This is a genomic window from Aminipila terrae (assembly GCF_010120715.1).
GTDB lineage: Bacteria > Bacillota > Clostridia > Peptostreptococcales > Anaerovoracaceae > Aminipila > Aminipila terrae.
Window position 1 is genome coordinate 848,867 of sequence record NZ_CP047591.1, and the last position, 12,291, is coordinate 861,157.

Below are 12,291 nucleotides of genomic sequence, written 5' to 3' on the forward strand. Positions count from 1 at the left end.
AACCTGCTATTTTATATCAAAAGGTTTTAAAAACTTCTTTACTTTGATTGGTTTGCCGCTATCGTCTTTTGTTTCAACATCCGCATATTTCCAACCTTCTACTTTATCCGGATTGACCCCTGCATTGATAAATATTTCTGGATTTACTACAAAAACAATATCCTTATCATTTGTACCCATATCTTTTGCCCATTCAAATTTATTTCCGTCGCCCAAATCCACCCCATAGTGATCTAATGCTTCATGGTATCCAATGGATTTTCTGTAATTTTCTACTAACTTATTAAAAGATGCAGAAGGAGTAGGCTTTCCTGAATATTTCAATTCATCATTTCCCAACTCTGTCCCCAACATGATTTTGTCTTCCAAAAATATTCCTTTCGGCAGTTTACTTACATCTAACCCGGCATTAATAAATGGCTTCGCATCAAATTCAATCATGATATCATGCATTGGACTCTTGCTGTAATCTTTACTCCATATAAACCTCGCTGATTCATCTGGAGCACTTAAGGACCAGCCTCCATTTATTTCATCCTCTTTAATTTCATTTGGCATTGCTTCCAATACTGACTTAAATGAAGTCTTTGCCACCTTACCCACAACATCGGATTGACTACAGGCGGAAAGGGAAATAATCAATGTAATTGAAAGTGCCATAATCAGTATTTTATATTTCATATATCTCATATCTAAATTCTCCTTTTACTTGTGGGGTTTAAACCCCTTTAATCTGAGTGCATTAGTCAAAACGGAAACAGAGCTTAAGGACATAGCTGCTGCTGCGAAAATAGGATTTAAAGTCGGCCCTCCAAAAACATATAAAATACCTGCTGCCACTGGAATTCCCAGCACATTATAACCAAAAGCCCAGAACAGATTTTGCCTGATATTTCTGATTGTACTTTTACTTAATTCAATTGCAGTTGGAACATCCATCAAATCACTTTTCATTAATACAATATCTGCAGATTCCATAGCTACATCTGTGCCTGAACCAATAGCTATTCCAATATCAGCTTGTACCAGGGCCGGTGCATCATTGATGCCGTCTCCTACCATGGATACGATTCGTCCCTCAGACTGCAGTTTTTTAACTTCATTGGATTTGTCCTGAGGTAATACCTCTGCTAACACCCGGTCGATTCCCACCTGTCTGGCAATGGCCTCTGCAGTTCTCTGGTTATCTCCTGTAATCATAGCTACTTCTATCCCCATCCCATGAAGTCGTTCTATGGCTCTGGCGCTGCTTTCCTTGACCACATCTGCAACCGCTATGATTCCTGCTATTTCATTTTCCATAGCAATGTACATAGGTGTTTTTCCTTCTGAAGCTAGTTGGTCTGATTCCATTTCCAAATTGGACAGGGAAATATCCTGGTTAATCATGAGCTTTTTATTTCCCAAAATCACTTTTTTACTATTTACAGAAACTTCTATTCCATATCCGGGTAAAGCCTTAAAACTATCTAGTTTCAGCATGTGGAGATTCTCTTTTTTTGCTCCACGAACAATAGCTTCCCCTAGAGGATGTTCGGATCCTTTTTCCGCAGAGGCAGCGAGCTGCAATAATTCTCTCCTGGTAAACTGCCCAGCTGTTACGATATCCGTTACTTCCGGTTTTCCCTCGGTTATGGTGCCTGTTTTATCAAAGACAATGGTATTTATTTTGTGTGTAGACTCCAGGGCTTCTCCCCCTTTAATCAAAATGCCGTATTCCGCTCCTTTGCCGGTTCCCACCATGATAGCAGTAGGAGTAGCAAGCCCCAGTGCACATGGACAGGCGATGACAAGAACGGAAATAAAGATGGTCAGTGCAAATACCGCAGTTTGTCCGGTAATCAGCCATGCTGCAGATGCTATAAGGGCAATAGAAAATACGATTGGCACAAAATATCCTGAAACAATATCTGCCATTTTTGCAATAGGAGCCTTTGTCCCCTGAGCGTCCTCTACCAGTTTTATAATCTGCGCCAGTGCAGTATCACTTCCCACTTTGGTAGCCTGGAACTGAATAGAACCATTTATATTAAGACTGGCGGCAAAGACCTTATCCCCTTCTTTTTTTTCTATTGGTATACTTTCACCCGTGAGCATGGATTCATCAATGGAGGTATATCCCTCCAATACAACTCCATCTACAGGTATTTTCTCCCCAGGTCTTACCAGAATAACATCCCCTGCATCTACGTCTTCAATGGGTAATACGACTTCTTTCCCATTCTGTATGACAATGGCTGTTTTGGGAGCAAGCTCCATTAATTTTTTAATAGCTTCTGAAGTCTTTCCTTTTGAAACAGCTTCAAGAGATTTTCCTAATAAAATCAATGTGATAATAACTCCTGCCGTTTCAAAGTACAAATCTTCCATATAACTGAAGTCACCCATGGCAATCCGGTAAGTTGAATATAGACTGTATATCACTGCCGCAGAGGTTCCCATGGCAATCAATGAGTCCATATTGGGACTCCTGCTTAAAGCAGCTTTAAATCCTACAGAATAAAATTTGTGTCCTGCAATTAATATAGGCAGCAGTAATGCAATTTGAGTAAATGCATAATTTAAGGGATATTGCATGGGCTTTAAAAGGGTGGGTATAGGAAACCGCAGCCACCAGATCATAGCTCCCATAGCCAGATACAGAAGCGGTATACAACACACTGCAGAAATCATGAATTTCCTCCACAAAATCCTTATTTCCTTGTCTTTTCGTATTTTATCCTCATCTGTAGTAGTCCTTTTCTGCAATTCTAAAGCTTCATAACCAGCTTTTACTATGGCACTCTTTATATCTTCCAGGCAGACCTTTTCCGGGTCATAATCTGTGACAAGCTTTTCTGATGCAAAATTTACTGATACAGCAGAAACCCCCTCCAGTCTGGAGACAACTTTTTCTATTCTGTTTGCACAAGCTGCACACGTCATACCCACAATCTGAAGTTTTTCTTTTTGCATAAACTTTTTCCTTTCTTTCGTTTCTTTATTAAGGCATTTATACTACTTCATATCCTGCATCATAAATGACCTCTGCTAAAACTTTTTCTGTTACTGTATCCTCGTCATATTCAACGATTACAGTTTTTTCATTCAAATAGACCTCTGTGAAAAGTACCCCCTCCAGTTCATTCAGAGCACTTTTCACAGCCTTTTCACAGTGACTGCAAGACATTCCTGCTACATTTAACTTTTTCGTTATTATTGACATAATATTTCTCTCCTTACTATCACATAGTGCCGGATTTTTTTCCTTGCACCAGATTCTAAACTTTATAATTTACTGTTCACATACTATCAATCCCTTATGAAGATATTATGGAGATTTAAAAAAATAAAGATCCATTCACTTACTTTCAGTTGATGGTCCATTAAAGAGTTATTCATTTGACATATTCTGACGGGTAGTTTATTTTAAATACGTTATGTTATAATCAAGTCAGTTTAAAAATTTTAAAAATAAGACCCTTTAAAATTAAAGGTATACATATAGGAAATAACCAGAGGAGTATCCATGAGCATATTTAGTAATATAAACTTAATAACAATTTTAATAATAGGTATCTTTGTAATGCCTTTGCTTACGGGCCTGTTGCACCCCATTTCAAGCAATAGAATACAGAATTCCTTCCTGTCCATATTGAACAGTATTATTTTCATAATGGGCATTATTCTTTCATTTCACCTGGCAAGTGGCATTTTTTCCGGGAAGCAGGAGGGGTTCCCTGGGCTCATATATCAGCTTGTGCCTTCTGCACAAAACTGGCTTCTTCGTTACAGGCACGATATTGCAGCTTACATAATTGTCCTGTTTATTCTGCTTTCCATAATTGTCTGGCTTCTTGAAATTATATCAATTCCGTTATTCAGATATGGAATTGTTCCTTTGGCAGACAAACTGTCAGCTGGATTTAGCACCATGAGTAGCAGCTTGAAGCGTTTGCTTAGCGTAGGCTGGCAGCTGCCAAAGTCTGTTTGCATGGTACTGATTTTTGCTTTGCTGCTTAACTTTTATGCCAACTATATTAATAATCCCAATGCAGATAAATATATCAATCAATCTGCTGCCTATCAGGCTATTAATAAAAGCGTACTTCATCCCCTGTTAAATACAAATATGGTGAAAAAACTTCCTGTTCTTTTTAATGACTCTTTTAAGAAGGCTCAGGATGACTTTGTTGCCAATAACAATGACAGCAGTAATCCAAACTATTGGAAAGTGCCAGTTATAAAATATTTTAACGGAGTTACTCTTGACGAAGCCGTTAAATCAAATGCTGAAATAGACCAGAAGGCAAAAGACATTATCGGAACGGAAAAGGATGCAAAGAAAAAGGCTTATCTCCTATATGACTGGATAAGCCAGAACATCCAATATGATAAAAATAAAGCAGCAGTCATTGTACAGAATGCTTCCCATGTGGACTCAGGTTCTATCGTTACTTTTGCCCAAAGAGAAGGGATATGCTTTGACTATTCATGCCTATATGTGTCCATGTGTCAGGCGGCAGGATTAAAAGTACGATTTGTAACAGGACTGGCTTATAATGGCTCTGAGTGGGGGATCATGCCTGGAATCAGGTATATTATCCAGAAGAGAAAAGGTGGATTAATGTGGATACAACCTTTGGAAATTCGGGATATGACTATTTTGATAACTCGGATTTTTCTGCTAACCACAAGTATGATGTAGTTCAGGGAGAATGGTAAAGAGTAAATTTATCTTATAAAAAAATTGCGGAGCAGTTCTCCGCAATTTTTATTTTTACCAGTATTTCTATCTGGCCACAGCACAGATAGTATTATTCTCTCCTGAAAAAGGACTGCCACATACATCATCAAAAAACTGTACTTTATTAAACCCTGCTTGTTTTAATTCCTTTAATAATGAATCCTTACTGAAAATCTGATTCCACATGTTATAACAATGACACTCATTTTCAGTAACTACAATGTATTGTTCCAGAAAAACCTGGTCGGCCTCATAATAAATATTCCGTTTAAGACATACATAAGGCAAAGGACTCCAAAACCCACTGTCACAGTATTCTATTTTTTGATTTTCTCCCCATAAAGATAACTGCGATTTTGTAAATCCATCAAATAATAAAATTCCACCAGGCTTTAATGCTTTTTTAATTTTACAAAGCAGCATATGTCTGTCTTCAGGGTTCAGCACACCGAAATCACAATAAATTAAAGTTACTATATCAAATTGTTCCTGATAATCCAGATTTAAATAATTTTCACACAGATATTCTATCTCTTTATTTCTCGATTCTGCTGCCTGTTTTGCATAATTTATAGATCTCCTTGAGAAATCTATGCCAGTTACCCTAAATCCATGATCCTTAAACAATTCTGCATAAATTCCAGGTCCACAGCCTAAGTCCAGCAGTTTTTTGCCAGGAGCACTTTCAACCAATGCAGCAATCCATGAAGCAGATTGCTGAATAACACGGTGTTTTCTTGAAGCACCGTCAAAATCAGGGTTTAAATGGGCTTCCAGCATATTTTGAGAGATATATTGGTCATCCCAAAACTCAGATGAACTGGGAGCATAAAGCAGTGGTTTCTCTTTTAAATAATCCAATATTTTTTATACATAACTCACCTTTTTTTCAATTAATTATCCTATATCAATATACTCTGATTTCCAAATCTTATCAAGATGACTTCTCCTATCTGGAATTTTATCTAATTATTTTTATAACCAATAATTTCTAATAAAACTGACATACTAACTAGTGAAATCACTTTTATACGAATATGAACCAGGAGGTTATTATGTCAGAAAAAATTTCTAAAAACATGGCGGAACGGGTCAGTTTTCATGATTCAGTAGAAGAAATGCTGATTAGAATAAAAGAGGACGGTCTTTCCAGCGTATTCTCAAGATGGGATCCGCAAGATAAAATACGCTGCAACTTTTGTCTCCAGGGACTAAGCTGCCAGCTGTGTACTCAGGGTCCTTGCAGAATCAGTGAAAAATCTGGAGCTGACAAAGGCGTCTGTGGCATTGGTCCGGATGCCATGGCTATGAGGAACCTGCTCATGAGAAATATCATGGGAGCCGCCACTTATGCCCATCATGCTTATGAGGCATTCAGAACACTGAAAGCCACAGGAGAAGGAAAAACATCCTTTACGATTAAAGATGAAAAGAAGCTTAAATGGATGTGCGAAAAAGTATCAATCGATACAACACAGGATATCCATGTACTTGCCGTGCAATTAGCTGAGTTTCTTGACAAAGAAATGAAAATTACACCAGATGAAAAGAGTGTAATGGTTGAAGTTTTTGCACCGGAAAAAAGAAAACCGATCTGGAGGGATTTAAATATTTACCCTTCCGGAGTGGAACATGAAGTGGAGGTTTCAATTGCAAGCTGCCTGACCAATGTGGATGGTGACTATGTTTCTCTGGCCAAAAAGGCTCTACGATTAGGTCTTTCTACTATTTATACTGCTCAAATCGGCCTTGAAATGGCGCAGGATATTTTATTCGGTACCCCAATGCCTCATGAAGTTGATGTGGACCTGGGTATTATGGATCCAGACTATGTAAATATTGCCTTTAATGGTCATCAGCCCTGGGTTGGAGTTGCAGCCCTTCAGAAAGCTAAAATGCAGGAATATCAGGACATGGCTAAACGAGCAGGTGCTAAAGGCATCCACATAGTAGGTTCCATAGAAACCGGTCAGGAATTACTTCAGAGGTTTGAAGTAGATGATGTTTTTGTAGGATTAATGGGGGACTGGTTATCCATTGAACCATTCCTTGCAACAGGAACAGTTGATGCACTGGTTATGGAAGAAAACTGCTCCCCACCTGCAATCGATGAGTATGCAGAGAAATACCAGGTGGCACTGGTCAGTGTAAGTACTATCATTGGAGTGCCTGGAGTAAAACACCAGATGCCGTACTACCCTGCCAAAGTAGATCAAATGGCAGAACAGTGTATTCAGATAGCTATTGAGAATTTCAAGAGAAGACATGATAAAATCAAACCTTTGGTACCTCAGCATAAGACAAAGGCTATTGCTGGATTTTCAACGGAAGCAGTACTGGGGGCCATTGGCAATGATTTAGATACCCTTGTTGATGTCATTGCAAAAGGTCATATTAAAGGAATTGTGGCATTAGCAAGCTGTTCTACCTTAAGAAACGGCCCTCAGGATTGGAATACTGTAAATATCACTAAGGAATTAATTAAAGGGGATATTTTAGTTGTTGCAGGAGGCTGCGGAAATCATGCTCTGGAAGTTGCCGGCTTATGTAATTTAGATGCAATCAAACTGGCAGGTGAAGGCTTGCAATCCGTATGTAAAGCCTTAAATATTCCTCCAGTGCTGAGCTTTGGTACTTGTACAGATACGGGAAGAATCTCTATGTTAGTTACTGCACTGGCGGATCACTTAAAAGTTGATATACCAGATCTTCCAATAGCTGTTACTGCACCGGAATGGATGGAACAGAAAGCCACTATTGATGGATTATTTGCAGTGGCCTACGGTGCCTATACTCATCTATCTCCTACACCGTTTGTAACAGGTGCACCAAACTTAGTAAAACTTGTTACGCAGGATGTGGAAAGTCTAACTGGAGGTAAAATTGCCTTAGGAGATGACCCTGTTGAAGCCGCAAAAGATATCAAAGCTCATATCTTAAAGAAAAGACTGGAAATGGGTTTAAAATAATATAAATTATGTTAACATTAAAAATAGTGGTTAAATTTAATTTAGCCACTATTTTTTATATTTATAGACTACAAAATATAAAGTAGAATTTGATGTTTTACCATGATAGAATATATATATTTAAAATTATTTTTCCATTAATCTAGCCAAATATATTGATATTAGGGGTGATAATCATAAGACACATACCAAATATTCTTTCAACATTCCGGATAATATTTTCGGTCTTATTGCTTTTTATAAAGCCTTTATCCCTTTTATTTTTCACCACTTATATGTTATGTGGTATAAGTGATATATTAGATGGATATATTGCCAGAAAGCTGAAATGCAATAGCTCTTTTGGTGCTGCTTTGGACAGTATGGCAGATTTAGTCCTTACTTTCATTTTATTGATTATCTTTATTCCTATTTTTCCCTGGTCAAAATGGATGCTGTACTGGATTGGTGCAATAGCCTCCATAAAACTGTTATCTCTCACTATTGGAATGATAAAATATCATACTTTTACTGCGCTTCATACTTATGCAAATAAGGCAACTGGCCTTACCCTGTTTTGTTCTCCATTACTGTATAGTCTCTTTGGTTTACAACTAACTGCATCGTTAGCATGTATTACAGCAAGTGCAGCTGCTATGGAGGAACTAGGCATTATAACTATTTCAAAAGAATTGCAGCGGAACAGTAAAAGTATAATCTATCTAATGGGCTCTAAAAAACAAAAAATATAACGTCTTAAATGTTCATTACTACATAGAAGTCTGATTTTTTATCAATCTTTTCTTGTTCCTCCTGAATGTAGATTTTGCTGCCATATATATTACTGAATATAAAATAATGATGGCAATTCCTGCAATCAGTCCCGATATCTGATCTGGAATAAAGGGCATGCTCAGTATAATAATCACCATACTGATTAACGCAATCCACGAAGTATAAGGGAATCCAGGCATCCGGCATTCTCCTTTTGGCGGGCAGCCGAATTTCTTGCGTAAACGTAAATGACTGGCAATAATAACTGCATAAGTAAACAACAATGCAAATCCACCAGAACTTATTAAAAAAAGATAAACCTTAGGGAATACAAGCCCTATAGCCAGTCCCATTAACATGGCCACCCCGGAGAAAAAAATTCCTCTGTAAGGGACCTCTGTTGTATCTTTCAATATTTTTGGTGCATGTCCTTCATCTACAAGAGAACGCATCATTCTGCCAATTCCAAACATAGCCGCCAGCATGGTAGAAATGATGGCTGTTATCATAACCAGATTTAATACTGTACTTGCCCATCCGATTCCCTGGTTATTCAATGCAGCAACCATTGGACTTACTTCTTCATTTATATCCGTTGAAGGAATAAGTGGCAAAATCAGAGCAATAGAAAGGATGTAAAACCCTACCAGGCAAAATACTGTGTAGTTAATAGCTTTTGGAACAATTTTTCTTGGATTGTCTGTTTCCGATGAAGCTAACCCGATAACCTCGAAACCAGCATAAGCAAACATGACAACCAGCATGCTTCCTGCAATTCCCTTTATTCCTCCTGGCATAAAGGGTTCACTGGTCATTTGCCCTATTCCCACAGGAGGGCTCTTAACAAACACGCCAGAAATAAGCAGGAATGCTAGAACGATAAAAGAAGCAATAGCAAATAGCTTTACTGCTGCAAGTCCACTTTCCAATTTGCTTAACTTGTCTGCACCGAGTAAATTGAGAAGTGTAACACCAATTATAATGCTACTGCCCAACGTAGGTATGGATATGTTTGTAAACCATCTGCCCACCAAAATAGACACAGCAGTTGCCTCACTGGACATGGCCAGTACCATTCCCGTCCAGTACACCCATCCCACAACGAAACCAGTTCCCGGTCCAAAGGCTTCTGCTGCAAAGGTCCGGAATGACCCGGAATGGGGATTGGCCACTGTGAGTTCTGATAAAGCTGCCAGTATAAGATACACTAATATACCGCCTAAAATATATGAAATTAAAACGGAGGGCCCTGCTGCATTAATAGCAACTGAAGATCCCACGAAGAAAGAACCGCCTACCACCGTACCTAATGCCATCATAGTGAGCTGCCATGCAGACAACCCTTTAGAGTCCTTTTCCATAATACCCCTGCTTTCAATTAAAAATATCTTTTGTTAGTATCCCCCGACTTAAAGATATTATGGATTTTTTTTAACTTATGATTTAATCGGTTGTATCTTTTTCTTCTTTGGTTTTGGAACAGGGATGACTGGTTCCAACAATCTTATGATTTCCTTACTAAATTCAGCATTGTCGATATCCAGTACATAATGTTCTTTGGCCCCTTCATAAGGGAAATCTCTTTCTGCATCCTTCATCTGCTCACTGATACAATCAAGAATTTTTACAAAAACTGTATTATCACAAACCAGCAGAATCGGTTTATCGTTTATATAAACCATGTACTCCCCAAACATTTTACGGTATCTTACCGCCCCCACACCAGCGATTTGTTCACAAATATATTCGACAAAATCAACACTCGTAGCCATATTACACCACCCACCTTATTATTTTACCAATTAAAATCAATTATTTTGAAATAAACTCTGTGCTTCTTAATTATTCATTTTAACATCTTATATTGGCATTTTGAATCAACATTTAAAAATAAAAGTAGTGGCTATGGAAAATGATATTTCTATTCTAGATAGACAAGATAAGTTGGCTTTATTGCTTATACGATTGTTGCTACCGTGATTATGCTTTTTATTTAATTCCCGGTAGCTTTTTGTATCTTTACCCATTAGTTTTGACACATTGTTAGCTTTTTTATTGAAATAGCTACCATAAAGTTTCAGCTTTCATAAAATACGGTAGCATTTGACAAAAATGCTACCGTAGATTTTGTTTTTTATAATTATAAGAGCAAAAAACTTATTCTCTTATAATTTCGTTGTCCCACACTTCGTTAAATTATATTTATGTTTTTCACTCTCCTATTCAGAATTTGGTGGCCTGAGTTTGGCTGTCTAATCATCCTGATTTGCATAAAAAAAAGGAGCTGTTGCAAAATATCAGTCATTTTGCAGCAGCTTCTTTGAAAAATACATTTAACTTTAATTGCGCAATTCATTAGTCCACACACTTTAGACTATTATTCAGTTGTCTTATTCTTTTTCTTATAATAAATATCATACCCAATCCACATTATAGCGAATGCCGGTACAAAAGCAAACAGTTGTCCCATATTGCCCGGTAAGAACACAAAGGACAGCATCATTGCCAGATTGGTAAATAAACCGATATACGACATATATGGGAACCCGAACATCTTGAATTTTAAATCTTCCAGCTGTCCACCAGATGCAATATACTGCTTTCTGAATCGTATCTGGGAAAGACAGATGCATGCCCAGTTTATCATGCCGGCTAGGCTGGATATGGATAATAACACCAATGCAATTACTGCAGGCTGATAAACAGAGGTTAATTGGTATAAGCAAACAATAATCATAGTAAAAATTAAAGCATTCCTAGGTACTCCGCTCTTGGTTACTTTAGCAAGAGCCTTTGGTGCCTGACCTTCATTTGCCATACCGAATAATAATCTCATGCAAGAGTAAAGCAATGAATTACCGCAAGATAATGCTGCAGTGATAACGACAAAGTTCATCACATCGGATGCAAATCCAAAGCCTGCATTCTGCAGAGTCAGAACAAATGGGCTTTCTTGAAATTCAACACCAACAAAGCTCTTCCATGGTAAAGTCAGTACTAATATAAATATAGAACCTACATAGAAAATTAACGTTCTATATGCTGTGTTATTTATAGATTTCTTTAACTGTTGTTCTGGCTGTGAGCTTTCCCCAGCAGTCAATCCGATAATTTCCGTACCATTATAGGAAAATGCAACGGTAATAAATGCTGTTGCAATTGCTGCAAAGGATGTTGGGAATAAAGAGCCGTCCACTACAAGATTGCCAAACCCTACCTGAGTTGCTCCTCCTGTACCTAGAATTCCCGTTATTTCACATATACCGATTATAATAAACAACAGAATAGCTACTACCTTAATACTGCAAAACCAGAATTCGGCTTCTCCGAAGAACTTAACTGCAAATATATTCAAAGCTACGAATATAACTGCAAATATCGTTCCCCATACCCAGACCGGTACAATTTCAGGACTTACCCACTTCGCCATCATTTGCCCTGAAATAACCAGTTCAAATGGAATAGAAATTGCGAAATTCAGCCAGTAAAACCACCCTACGCTAAAACCTGCTCCAGGTGAAATGAATTTGGTAGCATAAGCTTGGAATGAACCTGCCACCGGCATAAATACTGCCATTTCTCCTAAACATCTCATAGTAATAAACATAATTACGCCTGTAAGAGCATAAACAAGAACTGCACCCAGGGGACCTGCCTGGGAAATTGAATAGCCAGAGCCTACAAACAAACCGGTTCCGATTACTCCACCAATAGAAATCATGAATAAGTGCCGGCCCTTTAAGTCTCGTTTTAACTTTGAGCCTTTTTCTTCAAGGTCTTTTTTGATTTCAAATACATCATCTTTGCTAATTTGATTCTCCATCTTATTCCACATCTCCTTCT

Annotated in this window: 10 protein-coding genes; 3 read left to right on the forward strand and 7 right to left on the reverse strand. The window is 37.9% G+C overall.

The features are described from left to right. Nucleotides 1-6 precede the first annotated feature (6 nt). From Ami3637_RS03985 to Ami3637_RS19225, 3 genes are read right to left on the reverse strand one after another with little or no spacing between them, the layout of a single operon-like run. On the reverse strand, nucleotides 7-690 hold the full coding sequence (locus tag Ami3637_RS03985) for a hypothetical protein (protein ID WP_202931086.1): 684 nt from the start codon (nucleotides 688-690) through the stop codon (nucleotides 7-9). A gap of 15 nt (nucleotides 691-705) precedes the next feature. Next, entirely contained in the window at nucleotides 706-2,955 is a 2,250-nt protein-coding gene (locus Ami3637_RS03990) for a heavy metal translocating P-type ATPase (RefSeq protein ID WP_162361426.1), read from the reverse strand. Between the two features lie 37 nt (nucleotides 2,956-2,992). Next, nucleotides 2,993-3,205 (reverse strand): copper ion binding protein, encoded by a 213-nt coding sequence (locus tag Ami3637_RS19225; RefSeq protein WP_202931087.1) that lies wholly within the window; start codon nucleotides 3,203-3,205, stop codon nucleotides 2,993-2,995. A gap of 303 nt (nucleotides 3,206-3,508) precedes the next feature. Here Ami3637_RS19225 and Ami3637_RS04000 point away from each other — a divergent pair, with 303 nt between their 5' ends. After that, entirely contained in the window at nucleotides 3,509-4,687 is a 1,179-nt protein-coding gene (locus Ami3637_RS04000) for a transglutaminase-like domain-containing protein (protein WP_162361427.1), read from the forward strand. Nucleotides 4,688-4,771: 84 nt separating this feature from the next. Here the strand turns inward: Ami3637_RS04000 and Ami3637_RS04005 are convergent, their stop codons facing one another. After that, nucleotides 4,772-5,587, reverse strand: coding sequence for a class I SAM-dependent methyltransferase (locus Ami3637_RS04005; protein ID WP_243158099.1), 816 nt, complete (start codon nucleotides 5,585-5,587; stop codon nucleotides 4,772-4,774). Between the two features lie 194 nt (nucleotides 5,588-5,781). Between Ami3637_RS04005 and cooS the strand changes: the two genes are divergently transcribed. Next, nucleotides 5,782-7,695, forward strand: coding sequence for an anaerobic carbon-monoxide dehydrogenase catalytic subunit (cooS, locus tag Ami3637_RS04010; protein WP_162361428.1), 1,914 nt, complete (start codon nucleotides 5,782-5,784; stop codon nucleotides 7,693-7,695). 167 nt (nucleotides 7,696-7,862) lie between these two features. Further along, the gene (locus tag Ami3637_RS04015) at nucleotides 7,863-8,426 is read left to right on the forward strand and encodes a CDP-alcohol phosphatidyltransferase family protein (protein WP_243158100.1); all 564 of its coding nucleotides are present in this window, start codon (nucleotides 7,863-7,865) and stop codon (nucleotides 8,424-8,426) included. A gap of 18 nt (nucleotides 8,427-8,444) precedes the next feature. On the opposite strand, the gene Ami3637_RS04020 is transcribed toward Ami3637_RS04015, so the two are convergent. The 3 genes from Ami3637_RS04020 to Ami3637_RS04030 form a co-directional block, all read right to left on the reverse strand. Next, nucleotides 8,445-9,809, reverse strand: coding sequence for an amino acid permease (locus Ami3637_RS04020; protein ID WP_162361429.1), 1,365 nt, complete (start codon nucleotides 9,807-9,809; stop codon nucleotides 8,445-8,447). A gap of 75 nt (nucleotides 9,810-9,884) precedes the next feature. Beyond that, nucleotides 9,885-10,220, reverse strand: a complete 336-nt coding sequence (locus Ami3637_RS04025) for a TfoX/Sxy family protein (protein WP_162361430.1) — start codon at nucleotides 10,218-10,220, stop codon at nucleotides 9,885-9,887. A gap of 605 nt (nucleotides 10,221-10,825) precedes the next feature. After that, complete coding sequence (locus Ami3637_RS04030; protein ID WP_162361431.1) at nucleotides 10,826-12,271, reverse strand: amino acid permease; 1,446 nt, start codon at nucleotides 12,269-12,271, stop codon at nucleotides 10,826-10,828. Nucleotides 12,272-12,291 lie beyond the last annotated feature (20 nt).